This is a genomic window from Stenotrophomonas sp. STEN035 (assembly GCF_056759935.1).
This window is the reverse complement of record NZ_JBRRDY010000012.1, coordinates 1-21,721: the sequence shown is the minus strand read 5'-3', so window position 1 is coordinate 21,721 and position 21,721 is coordinate 1. Positions and strand designations below refer to the sequence as shown.

The 21,721-nt window shown below is 63.0% G+C and carries 17 protein-coding genes; 13 read left to right on the top strand and 4 right to left on the bottom strand.

Going from position 1 to position 21,721, the window contains the following annotated elements; genetic code table 11:
* Window positions 1-48: 48 nt before the first annotated feature.
* Both ACVOLL_RS08220 and ACVOLL_RS08215 read left to right on the top strand, forming a co-directional pair.
* Window positions 49-1,377 carry a GGDEF domain-containing response regulator gene (locus ACVOLL_RS08220; protein WP_481512456.1) on the top strand — a complete coding sequence of 443 codons (1,329 nt, stop codon included), beginning with the start codon at window positions 49-51 and terminating at the stop codon, window positions 1,375-1,377.
* 120 nt (window positions 1,378-1,497) lie between these two features.
* Window positions 1,498-1,959: a bacteriohemerythrin gene (locus ACVOLL_RS08215; RefSeq protein WP_313169472.1), complete on the top strand. Its 462-nt coding sequence runs from the start codon at window positions 1,498-1,500 to the stop codon at window positions 1,957-1,959.
* A 137-nt stretch (window positions 1,960-2,096) separates the two neighbouring features.
* Here ACVOLL_RS08215 and ACVOLL_RS08210 read toward each other — a convergent pair whose 3' ends face one another.
* Complete coding sequence (locus ACVOLL_RS08210) at window positions 2,097-3,395, bottom strand: MFS transporter (protein WP_481512455.1); 1,299 nt, start codon at window positions 3,393-3,395, stop codon at window positions 2,097-2,099.
* A gap of 172 nt (window positions 3,396-3,567) precedes the next feature.
* On the opposite strand from ACVOLL_RS08210, the gene ACVOLL_RS08205 reads away from it, so the two are divergent.
* The 3 genes from ACVOLL_RS08205 (at window position 3,568) to ACVOLL_RS08195 (ending at window position 7,169) form a co-directional block, all read left to right on the top strand.
* On the top strand, window positions 3,568-4,203 hold the full coding sequence (locus tag ACVOLL_RS08205; RefSeq protein WP_481512454.1) for a hypothetical protein: 636 nt from the start codon (window positions 3,568-3,570) through the stop codon (window positions 4,201-4,203).
* Between the two features lie 133 nt (window positions 4,204-4,336).
* On the top strand, window positions 4,337-6,304 hold the full coding sequence (locus ACVOLL_RS08200; protein ID WP_481512453.1) for an oleate hydratase: 1,968 nt from the start codon (window positions 4,337-4,339) through the stop codon (window positions 6,302-6,304).
* 430 nt (window positions 6,305-6,734) lie between these two features.
* Entirely contained in the window at window positions 6,735-7,169 is a 435-nt protein-coding gene (locus ACVOLL_RS08195) for a PepSY domain-containing protein (RefSeq protein WP_481512452.1), read from the top strand.
* Window positions 7,170-7,370: 201 nt separating this feature from the next.
* Here ACVOLL_RS08195 and ACVOLL_RS08190 read toward each other — a convergent pair whose 3' ends face one another.
* Window positions 7,371-8,873, bottom strand: coding sequence for an aldehyde dehydrogenase (locus ACVOLL_RS08190; protein ID WP_481512451.1), 1,503 nt, complete (start codon window positions 8,871-8,873; stop codon window positions 7,371-7,373).
* Between the two features lie 155 nt (window positions 8,874-9,028).
* On the opposite strand from ACVOLL_RS08190, the gene ACVOLL_RS08185 reads away from it, so the two are divergent.
* From ACVOLL_RS08185 to ACVOLL_RS08170, 4 genes are read left to right on the top strand one after another with little or no spacing between them, the layout of a single operon-like run.
* A complete protein-coding gene (locus tag ACVOLL_RS08185; RefSeq protein ID WP_481512450.1) occupies window positions 9,029-9,910 on the top strand; it encodes a ParB N-terminal domain-containing protein in 882 nt (293 codons plus the stop codon).
* Window positions 9,911-9,961: 51 nt separating this feature from the next.
* A complete protein-coding gene (locus ACVOLL_RS08180) occupies window positions 9,962-10,606 on the top strand; it encodes a DUF5671 domain-containing protein (protein WP_481512449.1) in 645 nt (214 codons plus the stop codon).
* Entirely contained in the window at window positions 10,603-11,031 is a 429-nt protein-coding gene (locus tag ACVOLL_RS08175) for a hypothetical protein (RefSeq protein ID WP_481512448.1), read from the top strand. Before ACVOLL_RS08180 ends, ACVOLL_RS08175 begins: the two co-directional genes overlap by 4 nt.
* A gap of 3 nt (window positions 11,032-11,034) precedes the next feature.
* Window positions 11,035-12,321 (top strand): DUF445 domain-containing protein, encoded by a 1,287-nt coding sequence (locus ACVOLL_RS08170; RefSeq protein WP_481512447.1) that lies wholly within the window; start codon window positions 11,035-11,037, stop codon window positions 12,319-12,321.
* A gap of 312 nt (window positions 12,322-12,633) precedes the next feature.
* Here ACVOLL_RS08170 and ACVOLL_RS08165 read toward each other — a convergent pair whose 3' ends face one another.
* Window positions 12,634-13,935 carry an aminotransferase class V-fold PLP-dependent enzyme gene (locus ACVOLL_RS08165; RefSeq protein WP_481512446.1) on the bottom strand — a complete coding sequence of 434 codons (1,302 nt, stop codon included), beginning with the start codon at window positions 13,933-13,935 and terminating at the stop codon, window positions 12,634-12,636.
* Window positions 13,935-16,322, bottom strand: coding sequence for a TonB-dependent receptor plug domain-containing protein (locus tag ACVOLL_RS08160; protein ID WP_481512445.1), 2,388 nt, complete (start codon window positions 16,320-16,322; stop codon window positions 13,935-13,937). The genes ACVOLL_RS08165 and ACVOLL_RS08160 overlap by 1 nt, the downstream gene beginning before the upstream one ends.
* 525 nt (window positions 16,323-16,847) lie before the next feature.
* Between ACVOLL_RS08160 and ACVOLL_RS08155 the strand changes: the two genes are divergently transcribed.
* The 4 genes from ACVOLL_RS08155 to ACVOLL_RS08140 all read left to right on the top strand — a co-directional run bounded on the left by ACVOLL_RS08155 (window position 16,848) and on the right by ACVOLL_RS08140 (window position 21,451).
* Window positions 16,848-19,070 carry a TonB-dependent siderophore receptor gene (locus ACVOLL_RS08155; RefSeq protein ID WP_481512444.1) on the top strand — a complete coding sequence of 741 codons (2,223 nt, stop codon included), beginning with the start codon at window positions 16,848-16,850 and terminating at the stop codon, window positions 19,068-19,070.
* A gap of 109 nt (window positions 19,071-19,179) precedes the next feature.
* Window positions 19,180-19,506 (top strand): DUF3649 domain-containing protein, encoded by a 327-nt coding sequence (locus tag ACVOLL_RS08150; RefSeq protein WP_481512443.1) that lies wholly within the window; start codon window positions 19,180-19,182, stop codon window positions 19,504-19,506.
* On the top strand, window positions 19,503-21,125 hold the full coding sequence (locus ACVOLL_RS08145) for a PepSY-associated TM helix domain-containing protein (protein ID WP_481512442.1): 1,623 nt from the start codon (window positions 19,503-19,505) through the stop codon (window positions 21,123-21,125). The genes ACVOLL_RS08150 and ACVOLL_RS08145 overlap by 4 nt, the downstream gene beginning before the upstream one ends.
* The gene (locus tag ACVOLL_RS08140; RefSeq protein WP_481512441.1) at window positions 21,122-21,451 is read left to right on the top strand and encodes a DUF3325 domain-containing protein; all 330 of its coding nucleotides are present in this window, start codon (window positions 21,122-21,124) and stop codon (window positions 21,449-21,451) included. Before ACVOLL_RS08145 ends, ACVOLL_RS08140 begins: the two co-directional genes overlap by 4 nt.
* Window positions 21,452-21,721: the final 270 nt, after the last annotated feature.

The following is a 21,721-nucleotide window of genomic DNA, read 5'->3' as shown; positions in this document are numbered from 1 at the left end:
TACACAGACAGCCTCAAGCTCTTACGCCAGCGGCCGCTATACCTTCCGATGCTCCCTACTCTCGCCACTACTGCCAGCACGCCACAGGCCGCCTTTGACAGTCCGTCGATCGCTCCCCTGCCCCAGCGCATCCTGCTGGTGGAGAACTCGCGCACCTTCACCACGATGCTGCGCGAGGCCATCGAACAGCGGCTGGAGCTGCCCGTCAGTGTCGCCTCCAGCCTGGCCGAGGCCGGTGAGCTTCTGGATCGCGAGGATGGCTGGTTCCTGGTGCTGACCGGACTGGTATTGGCCGACGGCGACCGCGACCAGGTTGTGCAGTATTTCGTCAATCGCGGCCTGCCGACCATCGTGGTCAGCAGCGTGTATGACGAGGACCTGCGCAAACGCGTGCTGCAGCAGCAGATCATCGATTACGTGTTGAAGAACACCCCAGGCAGCATCGACTATCTGGTCTGGCTGGTGCAACGCATGGAGCGCAACCGCCGCATCGCAGCCTTGGTGGTGGACGACTCACCGTCGGCCCGCGCCTACGCCTCCGCCCTGCTGACCATGTACGGCTACCACGTCATCGAAGCCGACGACGGCCTCTCAGCGCTACGCGCGATCGAGTCCGACCCAGCGATCCGCCTGGTCATCGTCGACGAGGAGATGCCTGGCATGCAAGGCGTGGAGCTGACCCGTCGGCTGCGTGCGCTGCGTGCACGCGACAAGGTGGCGGTGATCGGCATCTCCGGCAATTCAGACCCGTCACTGATTCCGCGCTTCCTCAAGAACGGCGCCAATGACTTCCTGCGCAAACCTTTCTCGCGCGAGGAGTTCTTCTGCCGCGTCTCGCAGAATGTCGACCAGCTGGAACTGATCGGCACCCTCCAGGATCTGGCCACACGCGACTTCCTGACCGGCCTGCCCAACCGCCGCAGTTTCCTCGAGCAGAGCCAGCGTCAACTCAGCGCAGTCAACAACGGCGGCATGGTCGCCGTGGCCATGGTCGATATTGACCACTTCAAACACATCAACGACAGCCTCGGCCACGAAGCCGGCGACCAGGCCATCCGTGCTGTCGCCTCGGTGTTGCAGGCCAATACCCGCAGCCAGGACATCAGCTCGCGCTTTGGCGGCGAGGAGTTCTGCCTGATGGTCAGCGGCATGGACGCTGCCGCCAGTGCCGCTCACTTCGAGAAGGTGAGGCAAGCAGTGGCTGCGCTGCGGCTGCCGTTCGGCGACAACACCCTGAGCATGACGATCAGCATCGGCGTCTGCCGCATGCCGCTGCGCAGCGGCAACCTGCATCAACTGATCACCGAAGCCGACCGCCAGCTGTACCTGGCCAAGGCTGGCGGACGCAACCGCGTCTGCAGCGCAGACACACACTGAAATCCACCAATTTGATATCTGAATGAAACCGGCGCTCCGCTACCGGCATTGATCCAGATCAACGCGCCTGCCAAACCCACTCCCTACAGTGCGGCTCAAAGCACAAGGGGAGAAGCAGCGGTGGCACTACTGGTTTGGCAGGACGATCTCAATACGGGTGTGGAGGTCATCGACCATCAGCACATGCGCATCGTGGAGATGCTCAACCACCTTCACGTCGCCCAGAAAAGTCTGGAGCGGGTCGCCGTGGCTGAAGTCATCGACGAACTGGTGGACTACACCATGTCGCACTTCGCCTTCGAAGAAGAGCTGATGGAAGAAGCCGGCTACCCCTTCTGCGCCGCGCACAAGCGCGTGCATGAAGTGTTCGGCAAGCGCGTCTCCGAGTACCGCATGCGCTTCCAGTCCGGCGAAGACGTCACCGACGAGCTGCGCAACATGTTGTCACGCTGGTTGTTCAACCATATCCGCGGTGATGACAAGGCCTATGCCGAGCACGTCAAGCGCCATCTCAACCAGTTCGCCAAGGAGCATCAGGAAGGCAGCTGGCTGGGACGTACGCTGAAGCGCTTGTTCCGCTGAACCGCTTTGCAGGAACGGCGTGGCTGCAGACATCCCCCCAGATATCCCCTCCCCGCCGTTCCTGCGTTTTATCGCTGCAGGAACGCCGCAAGGCGCACACGTCGCCGGTCTTGTGTGGGACCGGCAATAGTCGCGACTTACGGCGTCCCTGCGGCACCCTTGCGCTGCCAACGGCTGATGGCCAGCAGGGCCAATGCCGTTGCCAAGGCAGTGATGCACAGGTAGCCGCCAACCGCGGCAATGCCGAATTTTCCGGCCAACCAGGTTGCCGCATAAGGTGCGGGCGCAGCACCCAGGATGCCAGCCAGATTGAACGACAGCGAGGCGCCGGTATAGCGCACCTGCACCGGATACAGACTGGCCAACATGGTGCCGCAGGGGCCGTAGGTCAGGCCCATCAGGAACAGGCCCAGCGACAGGAAAAGCAACACCTGCAACGGATGCCCGGCCTGGAACAAGGGCTGGAACAGCAGGCCGAACACGAAGATGCCCAGGGTCGCCCACAACATCGCCTTGACCGTGCCATGACGATCGCCGTACAGCGCGGCCAATGGAATGCCGGCAGCGAAGAACAGGATGCCGACCATCTGCAGCAGCAGGAAGTCCTCGCGTGCATAGCGCAGCACCGAAGTGCCATGGCCCAGCGTAAATACCGTCATCAGGTAGAACAGCACAAAGGTGGCGAACGCCGCCAAGGTGCCGGCGACCACAGCAAAACCGTGGGCAATGAGCACCTCACGCATAGGCAGGCGCACGCGCTGGCCCTGCTCCAGTGCCTTCTGGAAATCCGGCGTCTCGCGGATGTTCAAACGCACCCACAACCCGACGATCACCAGCAGCGCACTGGCGACAAACGGCACGCGCCAGCCCCAGGACAGGAAACTGGCGTCATCCAGAATCCGCCCCAGCAGCAGGAAGGTGCCCGCCGACAGCAGGAAGCCCAGCGGCGCACCCAGCTGCGGGAACATGCCGTACCAGGCGCGCTTGCCCGGCGGCGCATTCTCGGTCGCCAGCAACACCGCGCCGCCCCATTCCCCGCCCAGCCCAAGCCCCTGCCCGAAACGACACAAGGCCAGCAACAGTGGCGCGATCACACCGATGTCGTGGTAGGTCGGCAGCAGGCCGATCGCCACCGTCGACAAGCCCATCGTCAGCAAGGCAGCGACCAAGGTGGCCTTGCGCCCGATGCGGTCACCGTAATGCCCGAACACCGCCGAGCCCACCGGCCGCGCGATGAAGGCCACCGCGAAGGTCGCCAGCGACTGCAGCAGCGCAGCGTCATTGCTGCTGTCTGGGAAGAACAGTTTGGGGAACACCAGTACCGCAGCGGTAGCGTAGATGTAGAAATCGAAAAATTCGATGGTGGTGCCGATCAGGCTGGCAGCCAGTACGCGGCGCGTGGAGTTCAGGGGGGCGGAGCTGGCGGCGGTCGACATGGTCGTAACAGAGGAAATAATGGCCGCAGTCTGCCACGCAGCGCTGCGGCAGCCGCCATTTGGTTGCAGCCGACACCGTTGCTTGACGACGCTGCCGCTTTCACCACGAAAGCGGGAAACTATTGCCACGTATGGCGGTCACAGCATCGGCCCCCGCATGGATGCATTACCGATGGCGACCACTTCCGGACGTTTCCGACACCCGCTCGCCCACCTGAGCGCGATAATCACCGTCGTCGCAGTCCATACAGCCCTTGCGCTATGGCTGCTGCAGGCGCGCCAGCCGAGCTCGCCCGACACCGGGCCGCGCATCAGCCTGCGCTGGTTGCCGCGCCCTCCGAGCGCAGCACCCGCCCCGCAAACCCTGCGCCCAGCTGCGCAAATCACCAGAACGGGGAGTTCAGCAAGACCCCGTTCCCGGCCAGCGACCGATCAGCAACCGCTCACGGACTCGCCGCAGGCAGCAATTGCAGCCCCGGCCCCGCTGAACCTGACCCTTGCCGAAGGCGCCATTGGTGGCAACCCACTGAGCGCCGACAGCTTCGCCCAGCAACCGTTCCGGCGCCTCGACCAAGACCCGGCGTTTCGACATGCGCCACGCTACTTCCGCCTGAAGCCACAGATGAGCCCAAGGCAAATGATCCAGGGCGTGGCGAACTACCTTGGTTTTTGGCCGCCAGGCTACGAAATCGACCCCTGCAAGCTGAGCCGGCGCGAGGTCAACTACTTCCAGAACGCAGTGAGCGAACGCGACCGCGACGCACTGCGCACGGCACTGCTGCAGGAAAGCGTGCGTTGCCGGCGCTGAGCCCGCAACCGTGCCTCACGAACGATCACACCCCGCAATTCCGCGATTCACGGATATGTAACCCGTCCAGCCCCATCGCTGTATAGGCTGGGATGGTTCGTTGTGCACCTCCCCCCCAATACCGGAGAACCTCATGACTGAATCCAAGCAACGTTTCGAGCACGAACCAGACGCCACCGCCCGCTACTGGCACAACACCCCTCTCAACACGCTGCCGCCGCCGGACATGGTCGGCAACTACCAGCGCTTCAAGCCACTGCCCACCGAGGGCATCCAGACGCGCAAGGCGTGGATCGTCGGTGGTGGCATCGCCGGCATGGCAGCGGCGTTCTACCTGATCCGCGACGGCCATATGCCAGGCGAGAACATCACCATCATCGAAGGCGCCGGCATCGAAGGTGGCTCGCTGGATGGTGCCGGCAACCCCGAGGACGGTTACATCGTGCGCGGCGGCCGCGAGATGAACTGGAACTACGACAACCTCTGGGATATGTTCCAGGATGTGCCTGCGCTGGAGCTGCCGGAAGGCTTCAGCGTGCTGGACGAATACCGGCTGGCCAACGACGCCGACCCGAACTGGTCAAAGTCACGGCTGATGCACAAGCAGGGCCAGGTGCTGCCCGACTTCACCCGCTTCGGGCTGAATCGCAAGCAGCAATGGGAAGTGGCAAGCCTGTTGCTCAAGCGCAAGGACCAGCTCGATGACCTGACCATCGAGGATCATTTCAGTGAAGGCTTCCTTGCCAGCAACTTCTGGTTCCTGTTCCGCTCGATGTTCGCCTTCGAGAACTGGCACAGCCTGCTGGAAATGAAGCTCTACATGCACCGCTTCCTCGATGCCATCGATGGCTTCGGCGACATGTCGACCTTGGTGTTCCCCAAGTTCAACCAGTACGACACCTTCGTCACGCCGCTGATCAAGCTGCTGCGCGAGAAGGGCGTGCAGGTGAAGCTCGGCACCCAGGTGCTGGACATGGACTTCGCGGTACAGGGCGAGCAGCGCACGGTCACCGCCCTGCATACACGCAGCAATGAAGGCGAAGGCCGCCTCACCGTCGCCCCGCGTGATCTGGTGATCGCGCTGACCGGCTCGATGACCGAGGACACGGCATACGGTGATCTGGACACCGTGCCGGTGCTGAAGAAGCGTCATGGCGGTCCGGCCGAAGGCAGCAGTTGGGGCCTGTGGCGCAACCTTGCCAAGCACTCGCCGGCATTCGGCAAACCTGACAAGTTCTGTGGTGACATCGACCGCTCCATGTGGGAGTCGGCCACCCTCACCTGCAAACCATCGCCGCTGGTGGACAAGCTGCGCGAGCTCTCGGTCAACGACCCGACCTCGGGCCGCACCGCCACCGGCGGCATCATCACCTTCACTGATTCGAACTGGGTGTTGAGCGTCACCATCAATCGCCAGCCGCATTTCCCCGGCCAGCCCAAGGACACGGTGGTGATGTGGGTGTACGCGCTGCTGATGGACCAGCCCGGCAACTTCGTCAAGAAAACCATGCCCGAGTGCAATGGGCGCGAGATCGTGGCCGAGCTATGCCACCACCTTGGCATTGCCGATCAGCTCGACGCCATCGTCCCGCACACCAAGGTACGACTGGCGCTGATGCCGTACATCACCGCCCAGTTCATGCCGCGCGCGGCGGGTGATCGCCCGCACGTGGTCCCGGCTGGCAGCACCAATCTGGCGCTGGTTGGCCAGTTCGTGGAGACCGCCAACGACGTGGTGTTCACCATGGAAAGCTCGGTACGCACCGCGCGCATCGCAGTCTACAGCCTGCTCGACCTGCCCAAGCAGGTGCCCGATCTCAGCCCCACCCAGTACGACATCCGCAACCTGCTCAAGGGTGCGCGCGCACTCAACAACGGCGAGCCCTTCATCGGCGAACGCTTGTTGCACAAGTTCCTGGGCGACACCTACTTCGCCCACATCCTGCCACCGTTACCGAGCAATGAGGGCGAAACCACCCGCCGCGAACGCCTGGAGGCCGAGCTGGCAGGACTAAAGGACAAGGGCGGCGCGGTACTGCAGGGATTCGCGCAGTGGCTGGACCGTTTTGCCGGCCAGCTGCGCAAGCGTGGCGATGACTAAAAGCTGATGGAACGTTGCCGGGCACCTGGGTGTCCGGCAGCGGCTGCGAACCCAGACGAAGCCTTGTAGGAGCGGTGTAAGCCGCGAAGCATGCATCGCATCAGAAGCAAGCATCGCCGCGATCAGATGATGTATTGGCCTCGCGACTGACGTCGTTCCCACAAACCTGCATACGGCCAGCCACCCATGGGCGAGGCCCCTTGCCGAGCATGGCTCGGCACTACAGCTGTTTGTTGGTACGCATTGGCGTGAACATCCGCTGCGCAAGGAATGAACGTTCTGAAAACACTTTCTTGCGTTCCCATGCACATCGATTAACCGCATCCGATTGACGCGCGTTGAATCCGCGACAATTCACGGATCGATACAGGTTTACGCCGTTAGGGTTGATCCCGCGCCAAAAGCGCGATGAACCCCAAGGAGCAGACCAATGAACAACCGACCGCTACGTACCGCCTTGATTGCAGCCGCACTGACATTGGCTGGCAGCGGCATCGCCCAGGCCCATGATGCATTGACCGCGCCGCAGGTACGCGCACAGCTGGAAGCCCAGGGCTACACCAACGTCAAGGACGTCAAGTTCGAAGATGGGATGTGGGAAGCCGATGCGACCAGCGCTGATGGCAAGCAGGTCGATGTAAAACTTGATCCACGCAATGGCACCGTCTATCCGGACAAGGCCGTATCGCAGTTGAGCGAGGCGGATATCCGCGCGCAGCTTTCCAGCGCAGGCTATACCGGCGTCAGCGATATGAAGCTGGATGATGGCATGTGGAAGGCCAAGGGAAAGACTGCCAGCGGCGAGAAGGTCGAGGTGCGTCTGGATCCGGCTACTGGCGCGGTGGTTGCGCAGGAGAAGGACTGACAGCTGTCCCTCCCCTTTGGCAAAGCCAAGGGGAGAGAGCAAAGCTGCATGCATCGCCCTCCCCTTTGGCGCAGCCAAGGGGGAGGTTGGGAGGGGGTTGGCTTTTGATGTTGCTTGTACGGCTTCAAACCCCAGCGCCGAAGCTCAACAGCCAACCCCTCCCCAGCCCTCCCCTTGGCTACGCCAAAGGGAGGGAGACAATCAGCCTTCGAGGTTTATCCAGGTCGCCTTCATCTCGGTGTACTTATCAAAGGCATGCAACGATTTGTCGCGGCCATTGCCAGATTGCTTGTAACCACCAAACGGCGCGGTCATATCACCACCATCCCAGTAATTCACCCACACGCTGCCCGCACGCAGACCACGCGCAACGCGATGCGCGCGCGAAACATCGCGCGTCCACACGCCGGCCGCCAAGCCGTACTCGGTGTCATTGGCCAGTTGCAAGGCGTGTTGCTCGCCATCAAATGCAATCACCGACAACACCGGTCCAAATATTTCTTCGCGGGCGATGCTCTGTAGCGGGCTGACTTCATCAAATACCGTTGGTTCGATGTAACAGCCGCCGGCAACTACATCCGCACGTTTGCCGCCCAACAACAGCCGCGCGCCTTCCGCAGTGCCTTTCTCCACGTAGCCAAGCACGCGCTGGGTCTGCGCTTCATCCACCATCGCGCCCATTGCCGCTTTCGGCTCAAAAGGATGCACAGGCTGCATGTGCCGGCCATGTTCGATCACCTTGGCGACAAACGCATCCTTGATCGAGCGCTCCACCAGTAGACGCGAACCTGCCGTGCACACCTCGCCCTGGTTGTAGAAGATCGCGTTGGCCGCTGCCTCAGCCGCCCTGTCCAGATCATGCGCGTCGGCAAACACGATGTTCGGACTCTTGCCACCGCATTCCATGTACGCGCGCTTCATGTTCGACAAGCCCGCACATTGCAGCAGCCGCTTGCCCACCGCAGTGGAGCCGGTGAACACCAGACCATCCACATCCATATGCAACGCCAGTGGCTCGCCGGCACCCTTGCCACTGCCGGGCACCACGTTGAACACACCATCAGGAACGCCCGCTTCGCTCACCAGCTCGGCAAAACGCAGCGCGCTCAATGGCGACTTCTCCGAAGGCTTGAGCACCACGGAATTGCCAGCGGCCAGTGCCGGCGCGATCTTCCATGCCGCCATCAGCAGCGGGAAATTCCACGGCACGATCGCGCCAATCACGCCCAACGGTTCGCGGGTGATCAAGCCCAGCTCGTTGGCACCGGTCGGGGCCACTTCGCCGTAGAGCTTGTCCACTGCTTCGGCCGTCCACTGGATACAGCGGATCACCCCTCCGATATCCACCTGCCGCGCCTGCGCCACCGGCTTGCCCATATCCAGCGTTTCCAGCAGGGCGAGCTCATCGGCATGCGCCTCTACCAAGGCTGCCAGCTTCAGCAATACCTGCTTGCGCTTGACCGGCTTCAAGCCTGCCCAATGACCGGCATTGAAGCTGCGCCGCGCCGCCGCGACCGCATGGTCGATGTCGAGCTGGCCACCGTCGGCGATCCGCCCCAGCACGCGCCCGTCAATCGGGCTGATGCAGTCGAAGCTGGCGCCCGATACGGCATCCACGTACTGGCCATTTATGAACGCGCGGGTGCGTAGCGACAGGCCTTCGGCCAGCACCTGCCATTGTTCACGGATATGGGGACTGTTCATGGATGGTTTCCTGTGGGTAATGCCTTGTAACAGGCCTTCATGGTACGCCGGCCACCGTAGCGCACCGGCACGGACCTGTTATTTTCCGCAAATACAAGGGTTGGCCGTTGCCCTTGCTGGCTTCACAATGCCGCTCCACGTTTCTGGCAGCGCTCATGGACATCATCGTCAACGAAGAACTCAAGGCCTATATCGATCCGCTCACGCAGGACGAGCATGACGCGCTGGAGCGCAGTCTGCTGGCCGAGGGTTGCCGCGACGCACTGGTGCTGTGGGGCGACGTGCTGATCGACGGCCACAACCGCTACGGCATCTGCTCCAAGCACGGCATCGCCTTCAACACGGTGCAGAACACCCGTTTCAAGTCGATGGACGACGTGCATCTGTGGATGATCGAGCAGCACCTGGGCCGCCGCAGCGTGTCCGATTACCAGCGCGGCGTACTCGCCCTGCGCAAACGCGACATCCTGGAAACCCGCCGCCGCAGCGAGCAGGAACAGCTGCGCCGTGAGAGCGAAGGTGAGGCTGCGCCCAGCGCTGCCGCCGACAGCGACAGCCCACCGTGGGATCCGGCGCCCAAGCTGTCCAAGGCCGATCTGGCCCGCGAAGCCAAGCTCAGCCCCAGCCAGGTGACGATGATCGAGAAGATCCACGACCACGCCACCGCCGAGGTGATCGAGGCGATGCGCGTAGGCGCGATCTCGCTCAGCGCGGCTGCCACCGTAGCCAGCCTGCCCGAAGAAGAGCAGCGCGCTGCTGCGCGTGGCGGCAAGGACGAGCTGAAGCAGGCCGCCAAGCGCGTGCGCGATGCCAAGCGCAAGCCCAAGGCGGCGCGTGACGAGGCCGATGACGAGTCGCAGCCGCTGAGCATGGCCGAAGCCGATGGCCTCGACGGCAATAGCGACAGCGCCGAAGTACAGGCCCTGCGCCAGCGCATCACCTCACTTACCGCCGAGAACCAGGCCCTGCGCATGGAACTGGATGCACTGCGCGCGCGCATGCTGGCCGCACAGGTCGAAGAACCCATCGACGCTTGATTGCGCTGAGCCGGCACCCTAGGCTGCGGTCATCCCTGCAAGGAGCATGTGATGGCCTCGGCCTCTCCCGAACTTGAAACCTTTGTCCGCGACGCCTTGGTGCGCGGACATAGCCGCCAACAGGTCAGCAGCGCATTGCTGGCCGCCGGCTGGAGCGAACAGCAAATCAGCGGCGTCCTCGATGGCTGGGCCGAAGTGGATTTCCCGCTGCCGGTGCCACGCCCGCGCGCCTCGCTGTCGGCACGAGAAGCCTTCGCTTATCTGGTGCTGTTCAGCACGCTGTACTTCTTCGCATGGAACCTGGGCAGCCTGCTGTTCCAGCTGATCCAGTACGTCCTGCCCGACCCGGCCGATCCCGACTGGCAGCTGATGCGGTTGAGTGGCGGTATCCGCTGGGCGATCTCGGCGCTGGTGATCGCCTTCCCGGTGTTCGTTTTCGCCGCCCATCGCGTCAGCCGCGACGTGGACAAGCATCCAATCAAGCGCTTGTCGCCGGTACGCCGTTGGTTGACCTATCTGACCCTGTTCGTGGCGGCCACCGTGTTGATCGGCGACCTCACCGCATTGGTATACAACCTGCTCAGCGGTGACCTTAGCCTGCGCTTCCTGCTCAAGGTACTGGTGGTCGGCGTCATCGCTGGCACCGTGTTCGGTTATTACCTGTGGGACCTGCGCCAAGAGGAGGTCGAGTCATGAGCCGCACTGCTTGGGGCACACGCGTACTTTGGGCAACCGGCATCGTCACTGCAGCCGCAATCGCAGCCGGTGTCTGGGTCATCGATTCGCCATCGCAACAGCGGCTCAAGCGGCTGGATGATGCACGCGTGTCGCACCTGCGGACGCTGGAGACAGCGGCCGCCAACTACTGGCGCGAGAACGACGCGCTACCGCCCAACATCCTCGCCCTCGCGGCGCAACCCGGCATGATCCTGACCTACAAGGACCCTGCCGGCGGGCCGGATTACAGCTACCGGACCTTGGACGCCACCCATTACGAGTTGTGTGCGCAGTTCGACACCAGCACTGCGGACGGCCCCCAACGCGGCAATGCCGGCGAATGGGCACACCCTGCGGGCAACCATTGCTTCCGCCGGGCGGTGAGCGCAAAGGACAGCGAGTAAGCCGTGGGCCCGCAGGACGATCCGCGCCGCGCGCAACTGCGACGGCTCAAGCTGTACGCCGTGGCGATGCTGCTGGCGATGCTCGCCGGCTTCATCATCAGCCACATCAACGGCGAACGCGGCATATGGGCGTGGGTGGGTGCCTTCTGTGAAGCCGCGACGGTTGGCGCCCTTGCTGACTGGTTTGCCGTGGTGGCCTTGTTCCGGCGCCCGCTGAACCTGCCGATTCCGCATACCGCCATCATTCCGCGCAACAAGGAGCGTATCGCCGACAGCCTGGCAGTATTCGTGCGCGATCACTTCCTGGAGCCGGGAGCGCTGCTGGCCAAGCTGAAAGTATTCGACCCGGCCACACGCCTGGGCGAATGGCTGGCGCAGCCTGCGCAGGCCAGGATGCTGGCCGGCATGGCACGCGGCTGGGCGGTGCAGGCATTGGACCTGCTCGATGAAGCGGCCGTGCGCCGCTCCATCCAAGGCTTCGTGGTGGCGCAACTACGGCAGTGGAACGCAGCGGGAACCGCCGGTGAACTGCTTGGCCTGCTGACTGCCGACAACCGCCATCAGCGCGTGCTCGATGAGGGACTCACCCGCGTCGCCCATTGGCTGGACAACGACAAGGTGCGGCAACAAGCCTCGGCTTTGATCGTGCGCTACATCCGCAAGGAATGGCCGAAGCTGGCCAGCACCGTGGACTGGGTCAAACCCATCGATGAAATCGGCGATTCACTGGCCGACAGGCTGGCGCGCGCCGGCCTGGAGGAGCTGCAGGCGATCCTGTCGCAGCCCGAGCATCCGTTGCGCCAGGACTACGCCGCATGGATCGCCGATTACATTCGCCGCCTGCGCGAAGATCCGGCTTTGGCTGCAAAAGTGGACGCGTTGAAACAGCAGGTGATCGATCACCCGGCGGTGCAGGAGTACGTGCAGGGTCTGTGGCAGCGCGTGCATGACTACCTGCGCGCGGACCTGTCCCGCGAAGATTCGGTGCTTGCAGGCCACCTGGAACGCAGCTTGGGCAAGCTCGGCACCAGTATCGGCAACGACACCGCCCTGCGCGATGCATTGAACCAGCACATGCTGGCTGGCGCGGAGAAGCTTACCAATCGCCTGCGCAGCGGCGTCACCAGCCATATCGCCCAGACCGTGAAAGCCTGGGATGAAAAGAAACTGGTCGAACAACTGGAACTCAGCGTAGGCCGTGACCTGCAGTACATCCGTTACAACGGCACCCTGGTGGGCGGACTGATCGGCCTGCTGCTGCATGCACTGACCGGCTGGCTGAAGTTCTAGCCGCGCCGTTGTAGGAGCGGCGTCAGCCGCGAAGCCGGCATCCCTTCAGGCCGGGGCAATGTCTGCAAACCACTAAAGCCAGCCACGTCTCGCGATTGCAGCTGATCAGCGGAACTGAAAGCACGCCAGCTTCGCTGGCTTACGCCGCTCCTACAAGCTATCTGCTGTTCCTTGTGGGAGCGGTGTAAGCCGCGAAGCCGGGCGTTCTTCAGGCCGGCGCAATTCCTGCAATCCACAAAAGCCAGCTGCATTTCTCGAGTGCACTTGATCAGTGGCGTTGAAGAAATACGAGCTTCGCGGCTTACGCCGCTCCTACAAGCTTCCTGCTACTGCCCGCACCGCACCCACCAACCGATCAATCTGTGCAGTCGAGGTAAATATCCCCGGCGTCACCCGCACGCATGCGCCCTGCGCCAGACCGTCACGATGCACGGTGAACACACCATGCTGCTCCAGCATCCGCCGCGCTATCCCCACGTTCTGCTCAACCGATCTACGTCCATGCAGCCGGAACGAGGAAATCGCGCTACTCAGGGCTACTTCGTCACTCCCCAGCAACTGCACCCCTGGCACCTCACGTACCCCATCGCGCCAACGGTTGCGCAGCAGCAACAGGCGCTCGCGCTTGGCCTGCACACCGATGGCGGCATGAAAATCCAGGGCCGCAGGCAAAGCAAGGAAGGCTGCAAAATTGGCGGTCCCGGTATGCACGCGACTGGCAATACCACGATCCGGATCACCCATATACGGATCAATGTCACCCACCCGTCCGCGCCGCATATACATCGCACCAACGCCTACCGGTGCGCCTATCCACTTGTGCAGATTGATACCGACAAAGTCAGCCCCCAACTCGCCAACCTGCATGTCCACCTGACCCACCGCATGCGCGGCATCGACGATCACATCCACACCGCGCGCTTTGGCAAGCGCCGCAATCTCGGCAACCGGAAGCAGCATGCCATTGCGGTGATTCACCTGCGTCAGCAGCATCACCTTCAGACGCGGATGCCTGGCCAGCGCATCGGCATAGACCTGCACTACCGTCGCCGCATCGCATGGCTCCGGCAACGCAATCGCCATCGGCTCAGCGCCACGGCGCTGCTGCAGCCAGCGCATCGCGGTGATTGTGCTGTCGTAGTCGATATCGGCATACAGCACCTGGTCGCCCGGTTGCAGCCGGTTATAGCCGCCGATCATTGCCTGCAAGGCTTCTGTGGCACCGCGGGTAAGCACCAGCTCGTCCTCACCCACGCCGAGGAAGGCGGCCAAGCGTTGCTGCACCGAACGCGCCCGCTTCGGGAACTCGACACGGCCAAACCAGGCATTGCCTTGATTCACTTCAGCAGTGGCTTGCTGATAGGCCTGCAATACCGGCTGTGCCATTGCCCCCCAATAGCCGTTGTCCAGCATCACCACCTCGTCGGTGAGCTGGTACTGGGCAGCTACGGCCGCCCAGTACGTCTCATCCGTGGCCAGCTGCGCGGCAGGCCTGCCTGCCGGTGCGCTTGGCAGTGACGCTGTTGGCGTGGCCGAAGCCAACGCCCCGGCAGCAGCACCCATCAGCGGCAACATCGCCGCCGAGCGCAGAACACGACGCCGACTGATATCCATTAGAACTTCAACCGGTATTCGGCGTAGACATTTCGGCCGTCAGTGTCGTACGGCGCGTTGCGCGAATAGATCAGGCCGCGGCTGGCCTGGAAGGTCGCTTCATCTGGATAGCGGTTGAATACATTGTCGGCACCGACCCGCAGCGAGTGCATCGCATTGATGCGGTAGCTCACTGCCAGATCGAAGAACTGCATGGCACCGAAGCGCTGGAAGATATCGCCGGTGGCATTGCCCGAGGAGTCGGTCCACGCACCGTAGTGGCGCAGCTTACCCAGCACGCTCCAGCTACCGACGTCGTAGTTGGCACTGAACGTGCCCTTCTGCCGAGGCAGGCGTTCTTCGAACACCACACGCTGGCTGGCATTGGTCGCCACACCGGTATCGCCCTTGTCGACCTCGGTCTTGTTGTAGTTCCAGCCCACGGTCAGGTTCAAGCGGCCCGCGCCAAGCTCGGTGGCGTAGCTGCCAACTAAATCGATGCCGCGGGTGGTGGTGTCGAAGTCATTGGTGAAGTAACTCACCGAGGTATAGCCCATCGGGTTGGCGACGCCGGCCGGAATCTGGAACGAGGCCGACTGGCTGAAGCGATCGGTGACCTTGATGTCGTACAGGTCCACCGAGCCCGAGAAGCCAGCGTCATTGCGCCAGGTCAGGCCCAGCGATGCAGTGCGCGACTGCTCCGGCTTCAGATCCTTTGCGCCCAACATGCGGGCCAACGGATCGCTGGGCGACAAGCGGCCAGAGGTGAACACCTGCAGCGTCACCGTATCCAGGCCCTGCTGGGTATTGGTGGTGTAAAGCTGGCCAGGCGTCGGCGCGCGGAAGCCGGTGGATACCGAGCCGCGTAGGGCGAAGTCCGGGGTGAACTCGAAGCGTGAGGACAGCTTGCCGTCCACGCTCTGGCCGAAGCTTGAGAAGTGCTCGTAGCGCGTTGCAGCACCCACGCTCCAGCGCGCGGTCATCGGCACTTCCACATCAACATAAGCGGCGTAGCTGCGCTGATCCCAGCTGCCGGCATTGGCCGGACTGAAGCCAGGCGCACCGTTGGAGTTGCCCGCCAGGCCCGCGACCGCACCTGGGCCGATTGCATACGATGCCGGATCACCTGCATCCACACCATAGGTCTCCTCACGGAACTCGGCACCGAAGGCAACATTCACCGGTGACGCCAGCGCAGCCAATGGCAGGCTGTAAACGAAGTCGGCGTTGAGGTTGCGCTCTTCCTGGCTCAGACGACCGAGGTAGAACGAAGTAGGGCTGTCCGGGCCCAACGAGGCATTGATCGAATTCCCCAGCGTGTACTCGATGCGGTTACGCCCGTAGCTGCCACTTACATCCCAATCCAGATTCTCACCAATACGACCGCGTACACCGAACAGCAGCTGCAGATCGTCATAGTCGGTGCCGTACTTTGGACTGAAACCGGTCGGGTACAGCGTGCGCACATCCCAGCCCGGGAACACCGGCGTGGTGTTATAGACCGAAGCGGTGCCATCCGGGTTGCGCCAGTTGAAATCACTCAGGCCCTCGCCCTTGCCATACAGGCCGTAGCCGTAGATCTCGGTGGTTTCGCCCAGGTAGTGCTTGAGGTTGAAGCCGACGCGCTTGTTCTCAAGCTCCGGTTGGCCCCAGCGCTGCACCGGGTTGGGCACTTTCAATTCAGGGTGTTTGTTCTGGAAAGCGATTGCATCGGCGCGCTGACGGGTGCGCGAGGTCGCATCGGAATTGTCGTAGTCGGCGAACAAGGACAGGCTGCCGGCATCACCCAAGGCAATGCCGGTGCGCGCACCGACGTTGCGCGAGGTGCCATCACCTACACTGTATTGCGACAGGCCCATGCTCACTTCGGTGCCAACACTGTCATCGAGAATGATGTTGATCACGCCGGCAATCGCATCGGAACCGTACTGCGCCGAGGCACCGTCGCGCAGCACTTCGATGCGCTGGATCGCACTTTTCGGGATCTGCGCCAGATCCGGCCCCTGCGCACCACGCGCGCCAAGCAGCGCAGAGCGATGGAAACGGCGACCATTGACCAGCACCAGGGTCTGATCCGGCGACAGGCCACGCAGCGTGGCTGGCCGCACAAATACCTGCCCATCATTCATCGGCATGCGCTGCACCACGAACGAGGGCACCAGCTGCGCCAGCACGTCGGCAAGATCAGACGATTCGATGCCCTGGATTTCTTCCTGCGAGAACACATCCACCGGTGCGAGCGTATCGAACTGGGTGCGGTTGGAACCGCGCGTACCGGTGACGATCATCGCGTCGAGGTTGGTCGCCTTTGCTGCTGGCGCTGCCTCCACCTGTTGCGCATGCACCCCGCTTGCCACGCCACCAAATACCACCAATCCAACTGCAATCGACAACGCACAACGCTTCACTGGCTGCTCCGGAATTCGAAAGACGGCTGCAGGCAAGTGCCTGCTGGGAGCGTCCTATTCTCGTAACAACGTGTTGCCCGGCGATGACACGTACAACGCAGCGCGCTGTTGAGTGAAGCAAGCAGACATTCGCTCTTGCTGCTCGCAAACGTCATCAATGTGCACGCACCCGCACCTCCAGAGAAGCGCCTCGAGAGAAATCGCGCACGCTTCAGCGGCATGACGAGGCGAACGCAACCACCACAGAAACAAGGACACATCCGCTTGCTTAATTAAATGCGAACAATTATCGTTACCACCTAGGCAGTACGCCCAGCCTCGTGCGACATGGATGTTTCACTCCATCCCGCCACGCCCCGTGTACCCCCGATATCCGAACTGATGCCACGCGCGCCGTAGCCGGCTGCGCCGTGCATGCAGGCCAGCTGGCGGGAGCGACAACACCCGGAGCATCCACGCATGGCGTGGACTGCACCGTGGGCGATTCCTGTGGTTGGCAATCCTTTTGCCCAACAGGAATCCACCATGTCCTCCCGCCCAATCCTGCCGCAGCGCGCGCTACTCGCCGCCGCACTTACTGTCGCCCTCTGCAGCGCCGCCGCCTCGGCGTGGGCGGAGGAAGCGGCGCCCGCCACCAATCTGGATACGGTGAAAGTCGTCGCCGACGCCGACATCCCCACGTCGTACACGGTCAAGCAGGCGCGTACCGCGACCAAGCTGGACTTGTCGCTGCGGCACACCCCGCAGTCGGTCACCGTGCTGACCCGCCAGCGCCTTGACGATATGGGGCTATATGCAATGTCCGACGTGATGGGCCAGGTCACCGGTGTGCACGTGGCGGTCACCGACAGCGAACGCATCAATTTCGTCTCGCGCGGCTACACCATCAACAACTTCCAGGTTGATGGCATGCTCAATACCTTCGGCGGCTACATCAAGACCAACAACGACAGCGTCATCTATGACCGCATCGAAGTAGTCCGCGGTGCCACCGGCTTGACGACCGGCGCAGGTGATCCCTCGGGCACCGTCAATTACGTGCGCAAGCGCCCCACCGATGAGTTCGCGATGAGCGCGAACCTGGTGCTCGGCCGCTGGGGCAACCAGCGACTGGAAGCGGACATCGGTGGCCCGATTGCACTGGATGGCCGCGTGCGTGCGCGCATCGTCGCCGCCAAGCAACAGAGCGACTCGTTCCGTGACGTCTACAAGCTGGACAAGGACGTGTTCTACGGCATCGTCCAGGCTGACCTGAGCGATAGCACCTTGCTGGAAGTCGGCTACGAGTACCAGTCGCCGGAAACCTCAGGCGTTACCTGGGGCGTGGTGCCGTACTGGGGCGTCGACGGCAAGCCGGCCAACCTGCCACGTTCGACCAATCTGTCGGCACGCTGGAGCCGCTGGCCAATCGTCGAGAAGACTGCATTCGCACGACTCGAACAGAGCCTGGGCCACGACTGGGCGATCAAGGCCAGCTACACGCACTCCAAGCGCGAAACCGAAGGCAATGTCTGGTACGGAGCAGCAGGCTACCCGCGCCCGGACGGCACAGGCGTAGTCGCCTACATCGGTGCCTTCGGCGAACGCGGTGACATGCAGGTGTTCGATCTCAATGCAGGCGGTCCATTCAAGTTGTTCGGCCGCGAGCACGAGCTGGTGGTTGGCCTCGGTCAGTCGGTGCGCAAGGGCGAAGTACCGGGTTCGGACTTCGACTACGCCGATGGCTACGACAAGGTCCCGGATTGGCGTAACTGGACCGGCGATGTAGCGCCGTTGCAGGTCAATCGTTACAACTGGCTGTCCTCACAGGATGAGCTCAAGCAGCGCGCTGCCTATGTTGCTGCACGCCTGCAACTTGCCGATCCGTTGATGGCGGTGCTCGGCGCACGCTACGGCAGCTGGGAAACCCGCAGCTGGGAATACGAACGCGACACCTCCGGGAAACTGCTGGGCACCACCCGTGGCGGTTACAAGCCGGATGACTCGCTCACTCCGTATGCCGGTCTGATCTATGACTTCAGCAAATCATTCAGCGCCTACGCCAGCTACACCGACATCTTCCAGCCACAGAACTACCGCGACAAGAACAACAACTACCTGGAACCGGTGGTTGGTGATATGTGGGAAGCCGGCGTCAAGGCCGAGCTGTTCGACGGTCGCATGAATGCCTCTGCCGCTGTGTTCAAAGGCGTCAAGGACAACGTCGCCGAGGTCGATGACTCGGTACCGGAGGCTTCGCTGCCGGATGGCTCCACCGCCTACCGCTCAACCGGCAAGGGCAACAAGGTCAAGGGTTGGGAAGTGGAAGCCCAGGGCAGCATCAGCCAACACTGGAACCTGTCGGCCGGCTATGCGCATACCGTCATCCGCAACCAGCAGGGCGTGCGCCAGAGCACTACCACGCCGGTAAACACCTTCCGCCTCAACACCAGCTGGCGCCCGGGTGGTGCATGGAGCCGGCTGTCATTGGGCGGCGGTGCCACCTGGCAGAGCGAGATCTGGCGCATGAGCAATCGCCCCGCTGAGGACTACATCACCAGTGGCAAGCGCTACAAATCGCCGATCACCCAGGACGCGGTAGTACTGCTCAACGCGTTCGCCGGTTACCAGTTCAACGACAACTTCTCGGCGCAGTTGAACATCAACAACCTGCTCGACAAGAAGTACTACAGCAATGTCGGCTTCTATGACGGCGTCAACTGGGGCGAGCCGCGCAACGTGCGCCTGAACTTGCGCTGGAAGCTGTAATCCCTCCAGGGAAACCACTGCTTCGCAGTGGCGGCCAGGGACGGCCGACTTATTCCCCGCCACCGGCTTTGCCGGTGGCTTCCGTATTGATCCGACTTTGCAGGTTCCTGTGGACAGCACGCCTCTCGCCAGCCCCTGGTACAACCGTCTTGGCAGTTTCTTCGCACGCCCATGGCTGGGCGTGTTGTCGCGCTCGCTTGCCGCCATCGTCGGCGGCTACGCACTCGCCGCCACGTGCTCGATGTTCATCGCCGCGGCCCTGCCCATCGCCCGCAGCCAGGCCGTGTTGACCGGCATGCTGGTCGCCATCGTGCTATGCGCCTGCGCCGCATTGTGGGCATTCGCCACCCGCAGCGCCTTGCGTGCCTGGATCGGCATCCTGATTCCGACCGCGCTGTTGTGGTTGGGCACACAGTGGTTTGGAGCAGCAGCATGAAGAACGGATTCCGCCAGTCAATGGCGTGGTTGCATACCTGGACCGGCCTGCTGGTTGGATGGCTTTTGTTGCTGATCTTCATGGCCGGCACCGCCAGCTACTACCGTGAGGAGATCAGCCGCTGGATGCGCCCGGAGCTGCCACGCAGCACGGTCAGTGCTGACGATGCCGCCAGCCGCGCGCTCAGCTTCCTGCAGCACAAGGCACCACAGGCCGAGAGTTGGAGCGTCACCCTGCCCGACGCCCGCAATCCCGCGCTGCGCATGTTCTGGCGCAACCCGGAATCGATGGTCAAACCGCCAGTCGAAGGTGAAAAGCGCCGACGCCGTGGTGGTGGTCGCTTCGGGGACGCCACCGTCGATCCAAATACCGGCAACGAAGTCACCGCACGTGAAACCCGCGGTGGTGACTTTTTCTATCGCCTGCATTTCGACCTGCACTACATCCCGGTCGTGTGGGCGCGCTACATCGTGGGTTTCTGCGCGATGTTCATGCTGGTGGCGATCATTACCGGCGTCATCACCCACAAGAAGATCTTCAAGGACTTCTTCACCTTCCGCCCACAGAAAGGCCTGCGTTCGTGGTTGGACTTCCACAACGTCAGCGCAGTGATGGCCTTGCCGTACCACGCCATGATCACCTACACCGGCATCGTCACCTTGATGTTCATGTACCTACCGTGGGGCGTGAGTACGGCCTATCCCAAGGACGAGGACGCGTTCTTCAGTGAAGCCTTCGCGCGCATGGCGGATATCGAATCTCCAGGGCAGGGAACAGCAGCACCGGTGCCGATCCAGCAACTGATGGACAGCGCACGCAAGCAGTGGAACGGTGCCGAAATCGGCGGCTTCACCGTGTACCGGCCCGGCGCCGCCAATGCCGTGGTGGACATCCAGCAGCGCGATGGCAAGCGTCTGTCGGTCGATACACCGTCGCTACGCTATGACGCAGTCAGTGGCGAACTGCTGGAAGCCAGCCCGAATGCGGGTGGTGCAACGCAGACCCGTGGCGTGATGTACGGGCTGCACCTGGCACGCTTCGCTGACTGGGGCCTGCGCGCCCTGTTCTTCCTGTCTGGCCTGATCGGCTGTCTGATGGTGGCCAGTGGCGTGGTGCTGTGGGCGGTGAAGGAACGGCCCAAGCATGCCAAGTCCGGCAAGACCGGCTTCGGCCTGCGTCTGGTCGATGCCTTGAACATTGGTGCCGTTGCCGGCCTGCCGATTGCCTTCGCCGCCTACTTCTGGGGAAACAGGTTGTTGCCTGTGCAGCTGGCCGAACGCAGTGATGCCGAGGTCAGCGTGTTCTTCTACGCATGGGCGGCATCACTGTTGGCGGCCTTCATCTGGCCGAAGCGGATGATGTGGGCCTGGCAGCTGTATGTCGGCGCGGCCTTGTTCGCGCTGATTCCCGTGCTCAATGCCTTCACCACGACCGCGCATCTTGGCGCGACCATTGCCGCAGGTGACTGGGTATTGGCCAGCTTCGACCTGTGCATGATCGCCTTCGGCGCGATGCTGGCCTACTGCGGCTGGCGCATGCAGCACTGGCAGCCGCCGTTGAGTGCTGCCGAGAAAAAGCGCCGGCAACAGGCAACTGTGGTTGCGGAGGCAAGCGCATGATGCTGCTTGCATTGGGTTTGTCGTTCGCTGCGTTTGCGGCCTTGTCGTTGGCGATGGAGAAGCATCAGTTGGAGCTGCACGGCAAGGCCGGTGCCAATGCCGCGCGCATGCGGCTATGGCGCTGGCTGGGCTGGGGTCTGCTCACTGCTGCGTTCGTGCTGTGCGTCTGGCGCAACGGCTGGGCAATGGGGCCGGTGTGGTGGCTGGGCGCGATGACCGTCGCCGGCCTGCTGCTGGCCTTCGGGCTATATCCGTATCGCCCGCGCTGGATAGCGCCATTGGCGTGGGCGTTGCCGGTCATAGGAATGGCGGCGGCAAGCCTGTAGAGCTGAGCCATGCTCGGCTGGGGCTTTACCAGCCAAAGCAAAAAACACCCCTCCCCAACCCTCCCCTTGGCCTGCGGCCAAAGGGAGGGCGCAGGTAGAGCCGAGCCATGCTCGGCTGGGGCGTTACCTGTAGTGGGGGGGGGGGGGGGGGGGGGGGGGGGGCGGGGGGGCGGCGGGGGGGGGGGGGGCGGGGTGGGTGCGCGGGGGGGGGCGCGGGGTGCGGGCGCGGGGGGGCGGCCGCGGGGGGGGCGGCGGCAGGCGGGTGGGGCG

Coding starts and splice junctions, on each gene's coding strand:
- ACVOLL_RS08220 (WP_481512456.1), top strand. CDS start 49: ATGCTCCCTACTCTCGCCACTACTGCCAGCACGCCACAGGCCGCCTTT.
- ACVOLL_RS08210 (WP_481512455.1), bottom strand. CDS start 3,395: ATGTCGACCGCCGCCAGCTCCGCCCCCCTGAACTCCACGCGCCGCGTA.
- ACVOLL_RS08205 (WP_481512454.1), top strand. CDS start 3,568: ATGGCGACCACTTCCGGACGTTTCCGACACCCGCTCGCCCACCTGAGC.
- ACVOLL_RS08200 (WP_481512453.1), top strand. CDS start 4,337: ATGACTGAATCCAAGCAACGTTTCGAGCACGAACCAGACGCCACCGCC.
- ACVOLL_RS08195 (WP_481512452.1), top strand. CDS start 6,735: ATGAACAACCGACCGCTACGTACCGCCTTGATTGCAGCCGCACTGACA.
- ACVOLL_RS08190 (WP_481512451.1), bottom strand. CDS start 8,873: ATGAACAGTCCCCATATCCGTGAACAATGGCAGGTGCTGGCCGAAGGC.
- ACVOLL_RS08185 (WP_481512450.1), top strand. CDS start 9,029: ATGGACATCATCGTCAACGAAGAACTCAAGGCCTATATCGATCCGCTC.
- ACVOLL_RS08180 (WP_481512449.1), top strand. CDS start 9,962: ATGGCCTCGGCCTCTCCCGAACTTGAAACCTTTGTCCGCGACGCCTTG.
- ACVOLL_RS08175 (WP_481512448.1), top strand. CDS start 10,603: ATGAGCCGCACTGCTTGGGGCACACGCGTACTTTGGGCAACCGGCATC.
- ACVOLL_RS08165 (WP_481512446.1), bottom strand. CDS start 13,935: ATGGATATCAGTCGGCGTCGTGTTCTGCGCTCGGCGGCGATGTTGCCG.
- ACVOLL_RS08155 (WP_481512444.1), top strand. CDS start 16,848: ATGTCCTCCCGCCCAATCCTGCCGCAGCGCGCGCTACTCGCCGCCGCA.
- ACVOLL_RS08145 (WP_481512442.1), top strand. CDS start 19,503: ATGAAGAACGGATTCCGCCAGTCAATGGCGTGGTTGCATACCTGGACC.
- ACVOLL_RS08140 (WP_481512441.1), top strand. CDS start 21,122: ATGATGCTGCTTGCATTGGGTTTGTCGTTCGCTGCGTTTGCGGCCTTG.